This is a genomic window from Tunturiibacter gelidiferens (assembly GCF_013410115.1).
Lineage (GTDB): Bacteria > Acidobacteriota > Terriglobia > Terriglobales > Acidobacteriaceae > Edaphobacter > Edaphobacter gelidiferens.
On sequence record NZ_JACCCV010000001.1, the window covers coordinates 2,381,435 to 2,399,638 of the forward strand.

Below are 18,204 nucleotides of genomic sequence, written 5' to 3' on the forward strand. Positions count from 1 at the left end.
TGCGACAACGGAACAAAAATTGTTTCTTATCCAGCGAGCTGGAAAGCTACATTGACAACACCTTCCCAATCGATCGGGTGACCCGATGCGTCGGTGGCAGGTTGAAAGCGAGTGGCCTGTACGGCGTGGATGGCAGAGTCGCCAAGGCCGTGGCCGAGATCGCTGGTGACGCCCAGAACCTGGACAGCACCAGAAGAAGAGACGCGGAGCCTAACGGAGACGACGCCTTCGATATGAAGGCTGCGCGCCTCAGCGGTGTACTCTGGCTTGGGTTTGAAGAGAACCTTGGGTGCAGTCTTAGCTGTTGGGGCAGTTGGGCCGCCGGGCTTGGGCATCGGTGGAGGAGTGTTTTGGCCGAGGTTGACGACACCGGCTGAGCGGCCTGGAGCATTCATCGGTCCGGTGCCACCAGTGACTCCAAGCTTGACGCCAACAACGCCAGCCGAGGCGTTATCTCTGCCGTGCATGTTCTGACTGCCGGCTGAACCGGAACCAAGATTGACAACGGTTGATTGTGCTCCCATGCCGTTATTTGAAGCCGGCATGCCGGACATTCCCTTGTTGCCAAGGTTGATAGCAGTGGTCGAAGGACGATTCGAGGGTGCTATGGGGTTGGTCTGCGAACCAAGTGCAACAGCAGTTGGATGAGGAGAGTTGTTGATCAACGCAGCGGGCTGGGCCTGGGCGAGGCTGACGACCTTAGGAGCCGGCGGAGGCTGAACCAGCTTAGGAGGCGCGGGAAGAACGACCGGCATTGGCTGCGCCATCTTAATCTCAGGTGGCTTCGGAACGTCGGGCAACTTCACATCGGGCAGCTTGATTTTTGGTGGCTCGACCTTGACTACCGGCGTAGGCGGGAGTTTTGGCGGCTTGATCTTGATCGGCGGCGGCTCATCGGGCTTCTTCATCGGAATCGGCTCGGTCAACTCGGTGAGCTTGTGACGCGTGTCGATCGTCTTCTTCGCGGCGGCGCCGATGATGATAGCGCACAGCGCGAGGATGACGTTGAGAGCAATGGAAGTGAAGAGCGAGGACTTGCTCTGGTTGCCGTCGTTCAGGACGCCGAAGTGTGCGAACTGCATATTCTGCGGTGTGGGATCATCACTGCGAAGCGGCTTTGCCATAAAAAAAGTCCTTGAAGTGCCTCGTGTCGAGGACGGGAGAGTTACACCAGTACTGTCATGGAAACAGAACCGGTGCGAAGGAGGAATAACTCCGAGGTGCTATGCCGGAGCGCCATAGGGTGATTCGAACCTGTGGTCTTTGACTCAATGCAAAATTTCAATATCACCAAGGGGAGGTTGGAACGCTGCGTCGGCCCGACTTAAGAGACGCAAACGACAAAGAAAAAGGTTGTAGCAGGCGCCGTGCTTTGGAGAGGTGTCTTTTTTTTCAGGGCCGGGGCTCTGCTCTTCTCTTACTGCAAGTATAGTGCCGTAAGCGTAAGTGATTGACACTGGCACTTTTGTGGTATCCAAGAAGGGTACGGGGAGACAATTCATGAGGATTCTGATAACGGGCGGAGCGGGCTATATCGGCGGCACGGTGGCGCGGATTCTGCTGGCTCAAGGCCATGCCATCACGGTGTTCGATAACCTTTGCCACAGCAAGCGTTCGGCAGTCGCTGAAAACACCACGTTTATCGAGGGTGATATAGCGGATCGGCCTTTGATCGAAAAAACCCTTCGCGAAGGCCGTTTCGATGGTGTGATGAACTTCGCTGCGCTGATCGAAGCGGGCGAAAGCATGAAACGCCCGGAGATTTATTTCAGAAACAACACGGCAGCAACCTTGACCCTCCTGGAGGCGATGCTGGCTACTGGGCATGATCGGTTGGTCTTCAGTTCAACTGCCGCGTGCTACGGGGAGCCGGAGAAGACACCGATTCTCGAGGACGCAAGATTGCAGCCAACCAACCCGTATGGGGAGAGTAAGTTGCTTGTAGAACATATGCTTCGGTGGATGAACCTCATCCATGGGTTCAAGTATGCGAGTCTGCGCTACTTCAACGTCGCTGGAGCCATTGAAGGGTACGGGGAGGCGCATGAACCGGAGTCGCACCTCATTCCGCTGATTCTCGATGTGGCGCTAGGGAGGCGGGCGAATATTAAAATCTTTGGCCGTGATTACCCCACCCAGGATGGAACCTGCATTCGGGATTACATCCATGTACGTGATCTCGCCGAGGCCCACCTTCTGGCTCTTCAAGCGCTCAGCGACGCGAAGAGCCGGCTGATCTACAACATTGGCAATGGACAGGGATTCAGCGTTCTTGAAGTCATCGAGTCGGCCCGTCGCGTTACGGGAAGGCCCATTGCTGTCGAGGAGTGTGATCGTCGGCCTGGCGATCCTGCGGTCCTTGTGGCAGGTTCCGCGAAGATCAAAGCCGAGTTGGGGTGGGTACCGAGGTTCGCGGAGCTTGATCAAATTATGGCCAGCGCCTGGGAGTGGCATCAGAAACGATATGCGTAACAATGTTTGGAATTGGAGGGCGTGGGCGTGGCACGCCTCCGTTCTGTCTCTGATGTTGCAGGGGGTTAGAAGGAGAGCATCTTGATCGAGAGCATGTTTCATATGCATCTGCCGCTGCTGGAGAAGATTCTCCGACCAGTCATCGTCTACCTTTTTCTTATTGGGTTTCTGCGATTATTCGGCAAGCGGGAGCTGGCGCAGCTGAACCCGTTCGATCTAGTGGTGCTGCTTAGTCTCTCAAACACCGTGCAAAACGCGATGATCGGTGACGACAACTCGGTTTCCGGCGGCGTGATCGGCGCATTTTCGTTGCTGACTATCAATTGGCTGCTCTCGAGACTTCTATTCAACATGCCAAGGCTGAACAAAGCCTTCGAGGGTTCCGCGTCGGTCTTGATTCGTCACGGGGTAGTCGATTGGGACGAGGCGAAACGTGAAGCGCTGACTGAGCTTGAACTGCGATCCGTGCTTCACAAGCAGGGATTCAACGACTTCAGCGAGGTAGAGAAGTGCGTTCTTGAGCCGAACGGAAACTTCTACCTCGAAGGGATTAAATCGATGAGTGACGACGCGCAGCGGGCGGAGTTGAGAAAGGCGATCGAGGAGCTGCATGTCGAGGTTAAGCAGATGCGTACCGAACTTGCGGCGCGGGGGGCGTTGCCGATTTGAGTTAGGAGTTTGCTGAGTTCTTTTCAAGCGCTTTCGTGTAGCGTTCCGGTGGGACTGGAAGTTGGGAGTCGCGTACGGCGGCCCGGTATCCTCCCAAGTAAATCGAGTACATCACCGCCAGCGCACAACCCACCCCGAAAGCGAAGCCAAGAAAGAAGCCGATCAACGATGGCCAGTAAAAATTCACGATAACTGGAGTCTACAGCGGCCAGCATTTACAGTTCAGTACAAACAAACGATCGACAACCTGGGAGAGTGTGATGCAGAGATGGCGGCGAATAGCGGCATACGGGATCACTGCGGCGGCAGTTGGTACGGCAGCGACCTCAAACGCGCAGGAAGTCCCGGCGATGGTCGAGAAGCAACTCCCGGATCTTTTGATGACCTACAAAAGTATTCACGCTGCACCTGAACTGTCTCATCATGAGGCGGCGACCTCAGCCTTGCTGGCAAGCGAGCTGCGCAAGGTGGGCTACACCGTCACAGAGCGCGTAGGAAAGTATCCTGACGGCTCGCAGGCGTATGGTGTGGTCGCGATTCTCAAGAATGGCGCGGGTCCTACACTACTGGTCAGGACGGATCTTGATGCTCTCCCTGTGACGGAGAAGACATCGCTGCCTTACGCAAGCTCGGTTCGATCGAAGAATCCTGCAGGACAGGATGTCGGTGTCATGCATGCCTGCGGCCACGACATTCATATCACCACGATGATCGGCGTAGCGCGGAATATGGCGGCTTTGAAGAGTCAATGGCACGGGAGGCTGATGCTGATCGGACAGCCGAGTGAAGAGACCATCGATGGGGCAAAGGCGATGTTGGCCGATCATCTGTATGAGCGCTTCGGTCAGCCGGATCTGGCGATTGCACTCCATGATGCGAACTTTGCGGCAGGCAAGGTCTCAGTTGTGTCGGGACCGGCCCTGGCCAGTTCTACCTCGATCGATGTGGTGATGCGCGGTGTCGGAAGCCACGGTGCGGCTCCTGAAGCAGGCAAAGATCCGATCGTAATGGCGAGCGAGTTTGTTGTGGCGGCACAGACGATCGTAAGTCGGTCGATCCCTCCCGATCAGCCGGCAGTGGTGACCGTAGGGGACATTCACGGTGGCACAAAGCGCAACATCATTCCAGACGAAGTGAAGTTGGAGCTGACGACCCGCTGCTACAGCGAGGCTGTACGGCAGACGATCATCGAGGGTGTCCGACGCACAGCCAAGGGGATCGCCATCGCAGGCGGGGTACCTGACGACAGGACGCCAATCGTAACGGTGCTTGAGGGCGAGTCGACTCCGGCTACGGTGAACGATCCGGCGCTTGCGGCACGACTCCAGAAGATATTTGTTGCGAAGCTTGGTGCCGAAAACGTGATCGAGAGAAAGCCAATTATGGGCAGCGAGGACTTCGGGATATTCAGCCTCGATCACAAGATTCCAGCGGTCATCTTCTGGCTCGGCGCCTATGATTCGGCGAAGGTGGCCGAGAGCGAACGCACTGGTGTGGCACTGCCTTCACCTCACTCTCCCTTCTTTGCTCCGCTGCCTGAGCCGACCCTCCGTACTGGTGTGGCAGCGATGACTGACGCTGCGGTCGCGCTGCTGCAATAAAAGACTGACGCCGGTTGAATGGGTCTCGGCGTCAGTCATGTGACTTAATCTGCTGAGAGATGGTTTGGTAATGCTCGAGTTACTTTGCTGGAACGGTAGGCGCAGGCGTGGCCGTCGCGAAGATCTTCAGGGCGTTTTTGACGGTGTAATCCAGGCCCCATGCCGTCGGAATGATCACGATAATCCACGCCGCCGCGATCAGCAGGGGGGAGGACTTTTTGATATTGGTGGAATCTGCCATGAGAGAACTCCTGGGTGTTGGAATGGGGCGGAGACGAGGTCCCCGCCGGGCGGTTAGTGAGCAGCACCTTCTGGGACGACGACGTTCTTGTCTTTGAGCCAATACTTTTCAGCAACCGGGCGTACCATCAGGTTTGCCAGAAAGCCAACAACCAGCAGGCCGCACATGATGTGCAGGATGAGCGGGTAGGCTTCCTGTTTGTTCATGTGGTTTTCGACGTAGTGGTCGAGGATGCCGTTGACGATGAGCGGGCCGATAATTCCGGCAGCCGACCATGCGGTAAGCAGACGGCCGTGGATAGCTGAGACGTTGAAGCCGCCGAAGAGATCCTTCAGGTAAGCGGGAATGGTGGCGAATCCTCCCCCGTACATCGAGATGACCATCGCGGCGATAGCGACAAAGAGCGGGATGGAGTCGATCTTGTCTTGCCGTGAAAAGGGAAGAAAGAAGTAGAGGATGGCGCCGAGTACGAAGAAGGTGAAGTAGGTTCCTTTGCGCCCGATGAAGTCCGAGACCGAAGCCCAGAGAAATCGGCCGGCCATGTTGAAGATGCTAAGAATTCCTACGAAACCGACGGCGGCTGCGGGGCTGATCTGACCTTTGAAGAGATCCTGAATCATGGGCGCTGCCTGTTCCAGGATGCCGATGCCTGCGGTTACGTTGACGAAGAGCATGACCCAGAGAAGCCAGAACTGTGGCGTCTTCCATGCCTCGGTGACGGCGACGTTGTGACTCGAGATCAGCGCGGAGTGCTTGACCGCGGGCACCCAGCCGTCAGGCTTCCAGTCTGTTGGCGGGACGCGTATCGTGAAGACGCCGAACATCATGAAGACAAAGTAGAGGACGCCCATTGTGGACATGGTGTAGGGGATTGAAGGCTGTCCCGCGGCTTTGAAGTGCGCCATCAAGTTGTTGGCGAGGGGTCCCCCGATCATCGCGCCGCCGCCAAAGCCCATGATGGCGAGGCCAGTGGCCAGGCCCGGACGGTCGGGAAACCATTTGATGAGGGTGGATACGGGAGAGATATACCCCAGTCCAAGGCCTATGCCACCGACGACTCCGTATCCCAGATAGATCAGAGCGAGTTGGTGCGTGCTGGCTCCAACAGAGGCAATGACGAAGCCTGCGCCGAAGCAGATTGCAGCGTAGAACATCGCGCGACGGGGACCTGCCTTCTCAAGCCACGCTCCGAAGAGAGCGGCCGAGATGCCCAGGAACGCGATCGCGATCGAGAAGATATAGCCGACTTCCTTGAGGTTCCAGGCGGAGCCATCAGCCGCGTGCAGGGCCAAGAGGGGATTTTTGAAGACGGAGAAGGAGTAAACCTGTCCGATGGAGAGATGAATTGCAAGGGCTGCGGGCGGTACCAGCCAGCGGCTATATCCTGCGGGGGCTATAGAGCGGTCACGGTCGAGAAAAGCCAGGGCCATTGAGAACCTCAGGAGTTGATAGGTCGTACATCGTCGAACAGAGGACAGCGGTAAGCTGATCGTTCATTGAATATCTAGATGCGCCAACTACCATACATGATTCCGACGGCGCAGGTGTCACCTAAATGTAACGGCGGGTTGCTCGGGTTGAGTTGTATAGGGTACCTTCACCTTGCGAGATGAAATCACGGAGGGTTGTGCTGGAGATGTCCGAAGAGAGTACGAATCTGGATTCAAGTCTGCGAGAGAATCGTGTATTTCCTCCCCCGTCGGAGTTTGCAGCGAAGGCTCAGGTGAAGAGTCTTGAGCAGTACGAGACGATGTACAAGCACAGCGTGGACCATCCGGAGGAGTTTTGGGCCGAAGCCGCTCATGAGCTCGAATGGTTCTCCCCCTGGACAAAGGTGATGGACGGCGAAGCGGCGCACGCAAAGTGGTTTGTCGGGGGCAAGCTGAACCTCTCGCACAACTGTGTCGATCGTCACGCGCTGGGAGCCCGCAAGGATAAAGTGGCTCTGCTTTGGGAGGGTGAGCCAGGCGAGGTTCGCAAGGTGACCTTCGGGGAACTGCATGAGCAGGTGCAGCGTTTCGCAAATGTGCTGAAGTCGCTGGGTATCAGGCGGGGCGACCGGGTTGCGATCTACATGGGGATGGCCCCCGAACTGGCGATTGCGCTGCTCGCCTGCGCACGAATCGGTGCGGTACATTCGGTGATATTCGGCGGCTTTGCGGCCCACGCTATTTCGGATCGTGTTAACGACTCCAGCTGTGTCGCCATCATCACGCAGGACACGAGCTATCGTCGCGGTGCCGAGGTGCAGTTGAAAGCGATTGTTGACGAGGCGCTGGAGAAGTGTTCCACGATCAAGCATGTTGTCGTCTTCCGACGCTCGGGCTCCCCGGTAAAGATGCGGTCCGGTCGCGATCTGTGGTGGCACGAGGAGATGGGGAAAGCTTCGGCGGAATGCCCTGCGGAATGGATGGATGCCGAGGATCCGCTGTATCTTCTCTATACCTCTGGAACCACTGGCAAGCCGAAAGGGCTGCTACACACTACCGGCGGCTACGCTGTGCAGACTTATCTGACCAGCAAATACATCTTCGATCTCCGCGATGAGGATGTGTACTGGTGCACCGCCGACATTGGCTGGGTCACGGGCCACAGCTATGTGGTCTATGGTCCACTGCAGAACGGTGCAACCGTAATGATGTATGAGGGCGCACCCAACTGGCCGGAGTGCGACCGCTTCTGGAAGATTATTGATAGCCACAAGGTCACCGTCTTCTACACCGCTCCAACAGCGATCCGGGCCTTCACAAAATGGGGGAACGAATGGGTGCAGAAGCACTCTCTTGCCTCGCTGCGGCTGCTGGGCACGGTCGGCGAGCCTATCAACCCCGAGACATGGATGTGGTATCACCGCGTGATCGGCAAGGAGCGCTGCCCCATCGTTGACACCTACTGGCAGACCGAAACTGGTGCCATCATGATCGCGCCAGTCCCCGGCGCTGTAGCGACCAAACCGGGATCCGCCACAAGACCTTTTTTTGGAATTGTTCCCGAAGTGGTTACAAAAGAAGGCAAACCTATTCCCGACGGCCACGGGGGACTTCTGGTTATACGCAAGCCCTGGCCTTCCATGGCTCGAACAATCTACGGCGATCAGGCCCGCTACGAGGCGGCTTACTGGAGCGAGGTTCCCGGTAGCTATTTCACCGGCGACGGCGCGCGCCGCGATGCGGACGGTTACTTCTGGCTGATGGGACGCGTCGACGATGTGATTAACGTTAGTGGTCACCGGCTTGGGACGATGGAGGTAGAGTCGGCGCTCGTAGCTCACCCCAAGGTTGCGGAGGCGGCTGCGGTCGGCAGGCCCCACGAGATGAAGGGTCAGGCGATTGCCGTGTTTGTCACGCTTGAAGGTGGTCACGAGCCGAGTGAAGAGCTGCGGCAGGAGTTGCGGCAATGGGTCGCGAAAGAGATCGGCGCGCTCGCCCGGCCTGACGATCTGACCTTCACTCAAGCGCTTCCGAAGACACGCAGCGGAAAGATTATGCGGCGGCTGTTGCGCGAACTCGCGACTACAGGTGAAGTGAAGGGCGATACCACTACGCTTGAAGACTTCACCGTGATCGCTAAGCTGCGCGAGGGCGATGAGTGAGGGGACTCTAGCGTAGGTTGGTGCTGGGTTTGGTGGGTAGTGTGAAGTGGAAGATGGTGCCTTGGTCGGGCGCGCTGGTGGCCCAGATGCGCCCGCCATGCTGGGTTATGATGCTGCGACAGATTGCGAGGCCGAGCCCTGTGCCACCCATCGCGCGTGAGTCCGAGGCATCGCCCTGCTGAAAGCGGTCGAAGATGTGTTCGAGCTTATCGGCAGGAATGCCCCGGCCCTGATCGCGAACCTCGATCAGCGCTTCATTCTCGTCGAGATTGCGCGCTGTTAGGTGAATTTCGCTGCCTTCCGGGGAGAACTTGATGGCGTTCGAGATCAGATTGTTCAGCGTCTGCAGAATACGGTCGGGATCGGCCCAGACGTTGACACCATGAGCGGCGAAGAAGATGCGGATGTTGGGGCGGGGAGAGCGCGTTTGTTGAACGCTAGCGGCTCGCCGTAGCAGATCTTCGGCACTGCACATCGTCGAATGCAGCTCTGTTTTGCCGCTGCTGATGCGCTCCAGATCGAGAATATCGTTTACCAGCCGCACCAGCCGATCGGAGTTGCTGATGGCGATCTCGAGCATCTGCTGGGTCTTCTCCGGGCGGTTGGTGAGCGCGCCTCCGGCGAGCAGCCCAAGCGCCCCACGCAGCGAGGTAAGCGGCGTGCGAAGCTCGTGGGAGACTGTGGAGATGAACTCATCTTTCATGCGGTCGAGGGCGCGGCGCTCCGTCGTGTCGGTGAACGCAACGACTACTCCGAGTGCCTTGAGGCCGTTCGAATCGGAGGACTGCGAGTCGACCTGCGGTCTTGCGACATACTCCACTGGGAAGCAGCTGCCATCTTTGCGCCAGAAGATCTCGTTCGAGATGCGGACGGTGGCGAAGTTGGTAAGGCTCTTGCGGATCGGTGAGTCGGCAGAGGCGTAGGGTGTGCCGTCGACGCGTGTGTGGTGGATCAGTTGATGCATGTTTCGGCCCAGCATCTCCTCCTGCTTATAGCCGAGCATCTGAGCCGCGGCGGAGTTTACGACCGTTACCTTGCCTTCGAGATCGATGCCGTAGATGCCGTCGCCGACCGACTCAAGGATGGAATCTGATTGCCGCGTAAGAGTGCGAAGCCTGCCTTCTGCGCGAACCTGCTCGCTGATGTCGACACCGAAGCCGAGAACGTACGGTGCACGCCCGGGCACGACGATGAGCTTGTTCCGGTAAGCGACCACACGCATGTCTCCGTCGCTGTGGGAGAGGTGAAGAAGGCCCTGTGCTTCGCCCGTCTCGCCTATTTTTTTCAGGTAGGCAGGCATCGCAGCTTTTTTCTCCGGCACGATGAACTCGTCGAGATTGTGACCGGTCATCTCCTCGACGGTACGCCCCAAGGTCTCCGCGCCGTGGGTGTTGATCGACAGCAGAGTGCCGCGGAGGTCGTGGGTGCAGACCATACCCAGCGAACCTTCGATGAGTTGGCGGTAGCGGGCTTCACTCTCGCGCAATGTGGCTTCAGCAGCGCGCTGGGTGGTTACATCGATGCCGGTTGCGATGATGAACGCGACCTGTCCCTGCGTATCGGTTAGTGCAGTCGCCGACCACGCGATGCGTCGTATGCTGCCGTCACGGTTGAGCCATTGATTCTCGTAAGCAGCAGGGAAGTGACCGGAGCGTAGACGCTCGAAGGTCTCGATAGCTTCGGGAATCTCCTGCCGCGGAATAAGTTTGTCCCACGCATAGCGGCCGACCAGGGTAGGGAAGTCGTAACCTGACGCGTTTTCGCAGGCGCGGTTGAAACGGACGATGCGGCCGGCCGGATCGAACACGGCGACCAGCGCACCGACGGTGTCCAGGACCGCCGAGACAAAGTTCCGTTCCACGGTGAGAGCGGACTCGACGCGTTGGCGTGAGCGCGCTGCGCGGTCCATCTGTCGGATGCGACCGTTGAGTTCCAGCCGGGTGATGACCTGGCGGCTCAGGACGCTGAGCGCGGAGGATTGAGCTGGGGTTAGTGTGCGGGGATGGCGATCCAGGACGAGCAATGCGCCGATGGTCACACCGCCGGGAGTCGTCAGGGGAGCGCCGGCATAAAATCGGTAGAGACGGCCTTCGAGCAGAATGCCATCTGGAGCGTATTCGGGGTCGCTGCGTGCGTCGGAGATCTCGTAGACGGTGTCGCCGAGGATAGTCGTTTCGCAGGGCAGGCTACCAAGCGCGACGTCAGGCGAGTCGATGCCAAAGCGCGAGCGCAGCCAGATGCGATCCGAACCGATCAACGAGATAGCTGCGACAGGCGTGTCACATATTTGGGCAGCCAGGTTTGTCAGGTCATCCAGGATGGGATCGGGCGCAGAGTTGAGTACCTCGTATTGGTTGAGGGCCTCGATTCGCAGCGCTTCGTCTTTGACCAGGAGAGCGTTCATTTCAACAGTTCAATCGTAGGTTATGTGCAAATGGTTGCGCACTCCTACTTTTGTTGCAGCAATGGTTTACGGCTTTGGAAGAGTGCAACACTCCCCTGTTGCGGGCGGCTCATCCGCACTCGCGTCCAAGGCTACCTTCCACGTGCCGTTGGGTAACTTCTTCCATACGGTGAAGTAGCGGCCCGAGATCACCACGGGCTCGCCATTTTTATCTTTACTACGACCCTCATAGTGACCCCAGGTAAATCCCATGTCGTTCGAAGGGCCCATCTGGGCACCCTGCGGAGTCCAGCTAAGCTGATAAGTCTTTGGGTCCCACTGAGCCTGTGCCGCGATAGCGGTGCGACCAAGAATCGCGGGCTTACCGTTGTTGAGAGTAACTCCGTCCTCTGCGAACCAGTTGCCGAAAGCCTTGCCTCCGCCTTCGGCAACCGCCTGCGAAAAGCGGCCCTCCAACTCCAGCAGAACCAGGGCTCCTGGCGTTAGTGTCGGCTGAGAGAGCGGATTGGAGATGATTCCGGGGGTCTGTGCAAAAGCGTCGTAGCCAGATGCGGCAACGATCCCGGGTCCGGTCTGTGCGATCAGTGGAGAGGAAGCGATAGCGCAAAACAAGATGCTGTTGAGGGTTACGCGATGCATAGAGAGTATGCTATCAGCGCTCGAAGATGATCTATAGAGCATTGGCTTTCTGTTGAAGACTGATATTCTTCGCACCTGATGTTAAAGACGAACTTTCAGCACATTCTGTTGCTTACGGCGGCGATTTTACTCTCTGTCGGAGTCTCGCTGGGCTTGATCCATGGACCCGAAGTGCACCATGCCGGAGTTGCTTTGCGGTGTGTCGCGATTGTTCTCCTGGGCCTCTTTGCGCTGCGGCGCCGCTCCCTGACGCCGTGGATCTTTGTTGCGATGGTTGCGGGGGCGGAGCTGGGATTCGATGCGCCAATGCTGGCGACGAGCCTTCGCGTCTTCAGTGATATCTTTTTGCGCCTCATCAAGACCATCGTCGCGCCGCTGATTCTCGCGACGCTGGTGACCGGCATCGCTGGCCATGGCGACCTCAAGAGCGTCGGACGGATGGGGATCAAGAGCCTGATCTACTTCGAAGTCGTCACCACTCTGGCGCTTGTCATTGGCCTCGCGGCAATCAACCTCAGTCGTGCCGGAGTTGGCCTCTCTCTGCCCCCGGCTACCTCCAGCGAGACGATAGCCTCGCCCCCCCCCACTCACTGGCAGGATTTTCTGCTTCACATCTTCCCGGAGAATATCGCTAAGTCCGTAGCTGAAGGCCAGATCCTTCAGGTCGCCGTGTTCGCGGTCTTTTTCGGGATCGCGCTGGCCAGCCTGGAGGAGAAAAAACGTACTCCGGTTTTACGGCTGTTCGAGAGTTTCAGCGAAGTCATGTTCAAGTTCACCAACGTTGTCATGTACTTCGCCCCCATTGGCGTAGGCGCTGCGATGGCCTTCACGGTAGGTCAGATGGGCCTTGGAGTGTTGGTGAATTTAGGCAAGCTTCTCCTGACGCTGTATGGCGCCTTAGTAGGCTTCGGCTGTCTTGTTATGCTGCCGGCGGCGCTGTTCTTCGGTGTCCCGGTGCGTCGATTCCTCGCGGCTGTTGCAGAGCCTGCAACGATTGCCTTTGCTACCTCCACGAGTGAGGCGGCTCTTCCACGCGCTATGGAGGCGATGGAAGCTCTGGGCGTCCCGCGGCGGATTGTAGCGTTCGTCATCCCAGCGGGCTACAGTTTCAACCTGGACGGTTCCACCCTGTATCTTGCGGTAGCCAGCATCTTTGTAGCGCAGGCAGCAGGAGTTCATCTGTCGCTTGGCCAGCAACTTCTGATGATGGTGACTCTTATGCTGACCAGCAAAGGAGTAGCTGGCGTCCCGCGAGCAATGTTGGTCGTTCTGCTCGCGACTGCGGCAACCTTCCGCCTTCCCACCGAGCCAATCTTCGTTATTCTCGGCATCGACGCGTTGGCTGACATGGCGCGCACGACCGTCAATGTTGTTGGTAACTGCCTTGCCAGTGTCGTGGTCGCCAAGTGGGAGGGGGAGTTTGGCGCTGAGCCGATTTCGCCAGTAGTTTTGGAGGGTATGGCTGAGTGACACATCCTGATTTCAAAGCAACATAGCAGATGCCGGAGCACCTGCTACTCGTACAGATTGCAGTTCTGCCACGATTACATCGCTGGCGGATGATGTGGATCGATGTGTTCCTTGTCGACTGCCTTTTTGGAGGCTGTGGGTCTGGACTTCGCCGCCCCATTTGGGTTCACCGAGTCACGCAGCTCCTTCGATGGCTTGAAGAAGGGAACTCGCTTAGCCGGAACATCGACCTTGGCCCCAGTCTTCGGGTTTCGGCCGGTTCGGGCATTACGTTGTCGGGTCCGGAAACTTCCGAATCCGCGAATCTCGATCTTGTCACCGGTTTTCAAAGCTCCGATGACAGCGTCGAAGAGGGTATCGACGATAACTTCCCCGTCACGGCGGGTCAGGTCTCCAAGAGCGGTCACTTTATCAACAAGGTCGGCTTTAGTCATAGTGGGTTCCTTTCGTACTGGGGGGAGGGCGATAGGGCCGGGTGAAAGCAATCCGTTGTTGTTGATTGTAGACGGGATGGAGGCTAAAAGGTTGTGCAAGAAGTCAAAAGAATGAACACATTGGGCATTGCCCCATAAGATGCAAAATCTGTCCGAAAGGTCAAAGGATCAACAAAAAGAGCCCCATTTTTTCGGGGCCCTGGTCGTGTTTTGGCAGTGGTTTGGCAAGGTAAATACTGAAGGACCGTACCTTACTTCCACATGAAGTAGAAACCCGGAGCATGGTTCAGCATCTGGCTCGGGTTCGGGAACAGGTCTTCGCCGTCGTCGGTAAGCAGTGCAAACAGCCCTCGTTTATTTTTTGCGGGTCGCACCACATTTGGTTCCCCGGAGATTCCGGCCTCCTTGGCCGTCTCCATCAGGGCTACACGGTAGCCGCCGACCTTATCGATGAGGCCCAGGGGAAGGGACTGCTGTCCTGTCCAAACCTGGCCGGTCGCGAGCGGTTTGATCTTGTCATCAGAGGTATGGCGACCCGTCGCGACATCGTGCACAAACTGCGTATACATGTTATCCACCAGCGACTGAAAGTAAGCCTCTTCCTTAGGCGTCAGATCGCGGCTCGGATCGCCGGCGTCCTTCAACTCTCCGGCATGGATGACCACATTCTTCAACTTGGCCCATCGCAGCAGGTCACCGTAGTTTGTCCACTCCATGATTACCCCAATTGATCCGACAACGGAGGCATCGTTCGCGTAGATCCTGTCGCAGGCGGTGGCGATGTAATAGGCCCCTGAAGCGCCCACCGACTCAATTGAGGCGACGACCTTCTTATGACTCTCCTGCCGCACCCGCAGGACCTCATGGTAAATCTCCTGCGAGGCAGCCGCGCCACCGCCCGGCGAGTTGATATGAAGAAGAATCGCCTTTACCGACGAGTCATCCCCAAACTTGCGCAGCTGACTGTCGATGATTTCAGGAGACAGGATCGCACCGGAGATGTCGATCACGGCAATGCTGTCCGAAGCTAATCCCAAGCCTGCCGAATTTCCGGTGACCGAACGCGCCGTGAACCAGACCATGAGCGTTACAAGGAGAAACACCGCGGCCAAGGAGCCGGCGATGATCCCGATGTAGAACCATGCCGAGCGTTGGCGCGGGGGCGGGAAGCCTTGACGTTGCGGATAAGGGTAAGGCGGAGTTTGAGTGTAGGGAAACGATGGCGGTGGTGGAGGCGGTGGAGGTGTTGAAAAGTCTTCCGGCATGCTGTGGAGTTTAGCAGGACCGCTGATCGCGGTGCATAGTCGAGGCTCGAGCATGGGCCGCGAAAAGAAATGTAGACAAAGTGAAAAATAGAGCCAATCAGGGCGGTTCATGCGTCAAACATTGCAGTATGATAAATCGCGACACCGTCCGTGTATCTCTCAGTAATCAGTAGAAGAAAGAAAGTCTGTCGATCGCTATGGCACATCCACAGTTGAGCATCGTAATCCCGGCATACAACGAGAGCGCTCGTATCGAGCATGCTCTGGATAAGGTGCTGTCGTGTGTCGCGGAACAGGGCTGGGATGCGGAGGTTCTGGTCGTCGACGACGGTTCGATCGACGACACCGCTGCGATCGTACAGCGTTGGATGATGCAACATCCGCGACTTCACCTCGTCAAGAACCCGGGTAATCGCGGCAAAGGCTACTCCGTGCGCAACGGCCTTTTGCAAGCCGCAGGCGACATCGTCATGTTTACGGATGCTGACCTCTCGGCTCCCATGGAAGAGGCGGAACGCCTTATCGCCGCACTGAACGATGGGGCGGATGTGGCAATCGGCTCCCGATGGATGGACCGCACCCGTCAGACAATCCACCAGCCGCTCTACCGGCAGTTCTTCGGTCGCTGTTTCAACTGGGTCACCCGAACCGTTATGGGCTTGCCTTTCAAAGACACTCAGTGCGGTTTCAAGGCGTTCAAACGCTCCGCTGCCCAGGTCATCTTTCGCCTGCAAACCATCGAACGTTGGGGCTTCGACCCCGAGATCCTGTTCATCGCTCGCAAGCTGAAGTATGTCGTCCGCGAGGTCCCGGTCACCTGGGGCCATGACGAACGCAGCCGTATGAGCTACCTGAGAGACGGCATTAAAATGCTCGAAGACATGGCACGCATTCGCGGTAATTTCATGGCCGGCCGGTATGACAAGGCCATCGCGGCTATAAAGGATACGAGTGCAATGGTGACCCCACAGGTAGAGCAGGTCGTCAAGGCGGCCAGCGCTGAAGTCCGCTAACCGCTTGTGAGTCCTTCTTTCATACGTTAGATTGCCATGCGATTCTGAACCGACCGAGGGCCAACCTCGGCCTAGACTATCCATTTGGCTGGTCTTTTATTCTGAGCGCTCATCAATACTGTTCATTCGGTACTTGTTTCACACCCCGACCCGTTTCCTTTGTCCATTTCTCCCTCGATTTTCCTATTCCGTGAGTAGGCCGGCGCAGATATCAAACATCCTGGCGCCGCTGATCCGTCTGTTTCTTTCGCTTATGAAAGATCCGATGTCGGCTAATACTCCACAAAAGACTTGAGATGGTAATCCAGACAACACTGGCAGCTACGAGGGTGTGAAGCGCAACATGGCCGGGGAGGGCCATCCGCAGAGTCAGAGCGAACATTGCGAGGCCGATGCATCCGAGCGATGCGCCGGAGGCGTCGATACTTGCGGCAAGCCTACCTCGAATCGTTCCATTGAAACCATGTTCGGCCTTGCGTTTCTTTTCGTGGTTCTCGATCAGGCTAGCGCTGGCAGGAAAGATGGCTGGAAAGGCGAGAAAAAGCCCACCTATTCCCGGCCCATAACGCTTCGCAATGAGTCCAGCCGAGACCGTACACACGCCGCCGAACAGAAATCTTATGATGTATTCGTGGGGCTGAGTCTCTCGCAAAGAGGAAAAATCCATTCTGATCATCTTAGGAAAACCTTCCCCACCATCGCCATAGTCCAATCGATACTGCAAACCACACTGACATCAGAATGATTGTGGTCGGGAGTGCGGCTGTCTTGTATCGCGCCAATACTCTCGAAACAGAGATCGCATAGATGAAGAATGCGATCGCTCCAAAGATCATTGAGTGAGCTTCAGCTGCTGCGTATTGCGAACCCTGTTTGGAGATAGTGAGACCAACTGTGGCGAGAGCGATTGACGGGGCAGCCCCAAACAGTCCGGCGAAGCTTTTTGGGCGCAGCACGTCGCCAATGGCCGCGAACAAGCTGACAACAGCACCGCCGATGAGAAATCTCATAACAAATTCACTCATTCATCGCCCCTACAATTTCAAACTGCTTTGCGAGCTTTTTCGATCAGACTGCGGGCTTTTTTGGCATCCTTACAACCCAGGAGCTTGTATTTCTTGCCCTCAAGTTTGTGATAGTTGACAAAGAAATCTTCTAACTCATCCAGAAACTGCTTGGGCAGGTCCGACAGCTTTCGAATGTTCGCGTAGCTATGGTTGGCCTCAGCCACCGCAAGCAATCTGTCATTCCGCACCTTCTTCTTGCCATCTAACTGCTCGCCTTCGATCACGCCAATCAAAATCGCGTGCACAGCACAGCCGGTAAAAGCGGGTTCGTCCATCAACAGGAGGACGTCGATCGGATCTCCGTCGTCCGCAATCGTTCGAGGCAAAAAGCCGAAATCATAGGGAAATACCATTCCCGCAGGCAACACCTTTTTCAGGGCAAAGATCCCCTGCTCGGGATCAAATGCAAACTTATTCCGGCTACCTTTAGGCGTTTCCACGATCACCTGAAGCATCCCGTCCTGTTTGCTTACGGGTTTCAACTTTGTTGGATCGACAAGCGATTTCATTTTCTCCCTCACTCTTCTCTAAACCGAACGACCACATCGCAACCAAAGAGAGATTATGGAGCCCGTCCTCTTCGTCTAATGGTGCGACATTGATGTGAGAGGAAACGACTGGTTAAAGTTGCATATTCCGAAGTTTTGAGTACGAAGGGCATTCAGATTTGATTGAAATCTGCCCGTTCAGATTCTCAAGAGGGTAAAGTGCGTTCTTTCGCCCGCCCGGCAAGCTGCCGGACCGCATGCCCCGTGCCAAAAACCGGGTCGAGCGACATACTGAAGCTCCAACAGCATCGACTTCAGCGACAACGGCGTCCTGGAAGATCGCTTCACTCGTGTGGTCTCGCTAGATGCCTTCGTCTTCTATCCTGTTTCGGATCCGCTATTTTGAATTCAGAATGCCTCAATAGGTGCCGAGGATTTATCCCCGGTGTGCGGAATAGGAATATGGGTTTGCTTTAGGACGTTGGGGACTTGAGAATCTGAACCGAGCCGATAAATCATGCATGAAGAAGCCCCTACAGCCCCAGTTACTTGCCTTGAACGGAACCTCGATCCAACTGATCGCCAATCTACTAGGCTATTCTGGAACTCGCATAGCTGAGAAACATTATGCACACTTCTCACCGTCCTACGTTGCTACGACCATCCGGGCGAACAAGCCCAGCTTTGGGTTTGAGACAACGAGTGAAGCGCCGCGTCGTATAAGAAGACAAAAAGCATCTGACAAACACGAAGGTTCCCGGTGAATGCTCGCCGCCACCAACGTGAGGTATTCGGCTGTGTGGCAGAATTTCGTGGCGTCCTAAGAGTGTTTCCGATCAGAATGGACTA

16 protein-coding genes are annotated in these 18,204 nt (G+C 56.7%); 6 read left to right on the forward strand and 10 right to left on the reverse strand.

Features of this window, described 5'->3' with window-relative positions; all coding sequences use genetic code 11:
- Nucleotides 1-26 precede the first annotated feature (26 nt).
- A complete protein-coding gene (locus tag HDF12_RS10180; protein WP_179582601.1) occupies nucleotides 27-1,124 on the reverse strand; it encodes an energy transducer TonB in 1,098 nt (365 codons plus the stop codon).
- Nucleotides 1,125-1,500: 376 nt separating this feature from the next.
- Between HDF12_RS10180 and galE the strand changes: the two genes are divergently transcribed.
- The 3 genes from galE to HDF12_RS10195 all read left to right on the forward strand — a co-directional run bounded on the left by galE (nucleotide 1,501) and on the right by HDF12_RS10195 (nucleotide 4,742).
- Nucleotides 1,501-2,472 carry a UDP-glucose 4-epimerase GalE gene (gene galE / locus HDF12_RS10185; protein WP_179582603.1) on the forward strand — a complete coding sequence of 324 codons (972 nt, stop codon included), beginning with the start codon at nucleotides 1,501-1,503 and terminating at the stop codon, nucleotides 2,470-2,472.
- 81 nt (nucleotides 2,473-2,553) lie between these two features.
- Nucleotides 2,554-3,141, forward strand: coding sequence for a DUF421 domain-containing protein (locus HDF12_RS10190; protein WP_179582605.1), 588 nt, complete (start codon nucleotides 2,554-2,556; stop codon nucleotides 3,139-3,141).
- 260 nt (nucleotides 3,142-3,401) lie between these two features.
- Nucleotides 3,402-4,742, forward strand: a complete 1,341-nt coding sequence (locus HDF12_RS10195; RefSeq protein WP_179582607.1) for an amidohydrolase — start codon at nucleotides 3,402-3,404, stop codon at nucleotides 4,740-4,742.
- Between the two features lie 79 nt (nucleotides 4,743-4,821).
- Here the strand turns inward: HDF12_RS10195 and HDF12_RS10200 are convergent, their stop codons facing one another.
- The gene (locus HDF12_RS10200; RefSeq protein ID WP_179582609.1) at nucleotides 4,822-4,983 is read right to left on the reverse strand and encodes an MFS transporter small subunit; all 162 of its coding nucleotides are present in this window, start codon (nucleotides 4,981-4,983) and stop codon (nucleotides 4,822-4,824) included.
- 53 nt (nucleotides 4,984-5,036) lie between these two features.
- Complete coding sequence (locus tag HDF12_RS10205; RefSeq protein ID WP_179582611.1) at nucleotides 5,037-6,413, reverse strand: L-lactate MFS transporter; 1,377 nt, start codon at nucleotides 6,411-6,413, stop codon at nucleotides 5,037-5,039.
- A 206-nt stretch (nucleotides 6,414-6,619) separates the two neighbouring features.
- Between HDF12_RS10205 and acs the strand changes: the two genes are divergently transcribed.
- Nucleotides 6,620-8,575: an acetate--CoA ligase gene (acs, locus tag HDF12_RS10210; RefSeq protein WP_257025476.1), complete on the forward strand. Its 1,956-nt coding sequence runs from the start codon at nucleotides 6,620-6,622 to the stop codon at nucleotides 8,573-8,575.
- A 7-nt stretch (nucleotides 8,576-8,582) separates the two neighbouring features.
- Here the strand turns inward: acs and HDF12_RS10215 are convergent, their stop codons facing one another.
- Together HDF12_RS10215 and HDF12_RS10220 are read right to left on the reverse strand one after the other, a co-directional pair.
- On the reverse strand, nucleotides 8,583-10,979 hold the full coding sequence (locus tag HDF12_RS10215; protein ID WP_179582615.1) for a PAS domain S-box protein: 2,397 nt from the start codon (nucleotides 10,977-10,979) through the stop codon (nucleotides 8,583-8,585).
- Between the two features lie 66 nt (nucleotides 10,980-11,045).
- Complete coding sequence (locus HDF12_RS10220) at nucleotides 11,046-11,618, reverse strand: YybH family protein (RefSeq protein ID WP_257025477.1); 573 nt, start codon at nucleotides 11,616-11,618, stop codon at nucleotides 11,046-11,048.
- A gap of 78 nt (nucleotides 11,619-11,696) precedes the next feature.
- Between HDF12_RS10220 and HDF12_RS10225 the strand changes: the two genes are divergently transcribed.
- Nucleotides 11,697-13,088: a dicarboxylate/amino acid:cation symporter gene (locus HDF12_RS10225; protein ID WP_179582619.1), complete on the forward strand. Its 1,392-nt coding sequence runs from the start codon at nucleotides 11,697-11,699 to the stop codon at nucleotides 13,086-13,088.
- Between the two features lie 74 nt (nucleotides 13,089-13,162).
- Here the strand turns inward: HDF12_RS10225 and HDF12_RS10230 are convergent, their stop codons facing one another.
- Both HDF12_RS10230 and sppA read right to left on the reverse strand, forming a co-directional pair.
- A complete protein-coding gene (locus tag HDF12_RS10230; protein ID WP_179582621.1) occupies nucleotides 13,163-13,522 on the reverse strand; it encodes an HU family DNA-binding protein in 360 nt (119 codons plus the stop codon).
- A gap of 251 nt (nucleotides 13,523-13,773) precedes the next feature.
- The gene (gene sppA / locus HDF12_RS10235) at nucleotides 13,774-14,841 is read right to left on the reverse strand and encodes a signal peptide peptidase SppA (RefSeq protein WP_246373476.1); all 1,068 of its coding nucleotides are present in this window, start codon (nucleotides 14,839-14,841) and stop codon (nucleotides 13,774-13,776) included.
- A 143-nt stretch (nucleotides 14,842-14,984) separates the two neighbouring features.
- Here sppA and HDF12_RS10240 point away from each other — a divergent pair, with 143 nt between their 5' ends.
- Complete coding sequence (locus tag HDF12_RS10240; RefSeq protein ID WP_179582622.1) at nucleotides 14,985-15,800, forward strand: dolichyl-phosphate beta-glucosyltransferase; 816 nt, start codon at nucleotides 14,985-14,987, stop codon at nucleotides 15,798-15,800.
- A gap of 211 nt (nucleotides 15,801-16,011) precedes the next feature.
- On the opposite strand, the gene HDF12_RS10245 is transcribed toward HDF12_RS10240, so the two are convergent.
- The 3 genes from HDF12_RS10245 to HDF12_RS10255 are packed head-to-tail and all read right to left on the reverse strand — an operon-like array spanning nucleotide 16,012 to nucleotide 17,376.
- Nucleotides 16,012-16,467 (reverse strand): DUF3147 family protein, encoded by a 456-nt coding sequence (locus HDF12_RS10245; protein WP_179582623.1) that lies wholly within the window; start codon nucleotides 16,465-16,467, stop codon nucleotides 16,012-16,014.
- Nucleotides 16,468-16,477: 10 nt separating this feature from the next.
- Complete coding sequence (locus tag HDF12_RS10250; RefSeq protein WP_218892342.1) at nucleotides 16,478-16,810, reverse strand: DUF3147 family protein; 333 nt, start codon at nucleotides 16,808-16,810, stop codon at nucleotides 16,478-16,480.
- Nucleotides 16,811-16,842: 32 nt separating this feature from the next.
- The gene (locus HDF12_RS10255) at nucleotides 16,843-17,376 is read right to left on the reverse strand and encodes an inorganic diphosphatase (protein ID WP_179582625.1); all 534 of its coding nucleotides are present in this window, start codon (nucleotides 17,374-17,376) and stop codon (nucleotides 16,843-16,845) included.
- Between the last annotated feature and the right edge of the window lie 828 nt (nucleotides 17,377-18,204).

Excerpts from the sequence above, each read along its gene's own strand:
- HDF12_RS10240 (WP_179582622.1), top strand. The coding sequence starts at position 14,985 with ATGGCACATCCACAGTTGAGCATCGTAATCCCGGCATACAACGAGAGC.
- HDF12_RS10200 (WP_179582609.1), bottom strand. The coding sequence starts at position 4,983 with ATGGCAGATTCCACCAATATCAAAAAGTCCTCCCCCCTGCTGATCGCG.
- HDF12_RS10245 (WP_179582623.1), bottom strand. The coding sequence starts at position 16,467 with ATGGATTTTTCCTCTTTGCGAGAGACTCAGCCCCACGAATACATCATA.
- HDF12_RS10230 (WP_179582621.1), bottom strand. The coding sequence starts at position 13,522 with ATGACTAAAGCCGACCTTGTTGATAAAGTGACCGCTCTTGGAGACCTG.
- HDF12_RS10215 (WP_179582615.1), bottom strand. The coding sequence starts at position 10,979 with ATGAACGCTCTCCTGGTCAAAGACGAAGCGCTGCGAATCGAGGCCCTC.
- HDF12_RS10180 (WP_179582601.1), bottom strand. The coding sequence starts at position 1,124 with ATGGCAAAGCCGCTTCGCAGTGATGATCCCACACCGCAGAATATGCAG.
- HDF12_RS10255 (WP_179582625.1), bottom strand. The coding sequence starts at position 17,376 with ATGAAATCGCTTGTCGATCCAACAAAGTTGAAACCCGTAAGCAAACAG.
- HDF12_RS10220 (WP_257025477.1), bottom strand. The coding sequence starts at position 11,618 with ATGCATCGCGTAACCCTCAACAGCATCTTGTTTTGCGCTATCGCTTCC.
- HDF12_RS10205 (WP_179582611.1), bottom strand. The coding sequence starts at position 6,413 with ATGGCCCTGGCTTTTCTCGACCGTGACCGCTCTATAGCCCCCGCAGGA.
- sppA (WP_246373476.1), bottom strand. The coding sequence starts at position 14,841 with ATGCTCGAGCCTCGACTATGCACCGCGATCAGCGGTCCTGCTAAACTC.
- HDF12_RS10225 (WP_179582619.1), top strand. The coding sequence starts at position 11,697 with ATGTTAAAGACGAACTTTCAGCACATTCTGTTGCTTACGGCGGCGATT.
- HDF12_RS10250 (WP_218892342.1), bottom strand. The coding sequence starts at position 16,810 with ATGAGATTTCTCATCGGCGGTGCTGTTGTCAGCTTGTTCGCGGCCATT.
- HDF12_RS10195 (WP_179582607.1), top strand. The coding sequence starts at position 3,402 with ATGCAGAGATGGCGGCGAATAGCGGCATACGGGATCACTGCGGCGGCA.
- galE (WP_179582603.1), top strand. The coding sequence starts at position 1,501 with ATGAGGATTCTGATAACGGGCGGAGCGGGCTATATCGGCGGCACGGTG.
- acs (WP_257025476.1), top strand. The coding sequence starts at position 6,620 with ATGTCCGAAGAGAGTACGAATCTGGATTCAAGTCTGCGAGAGAATCGT.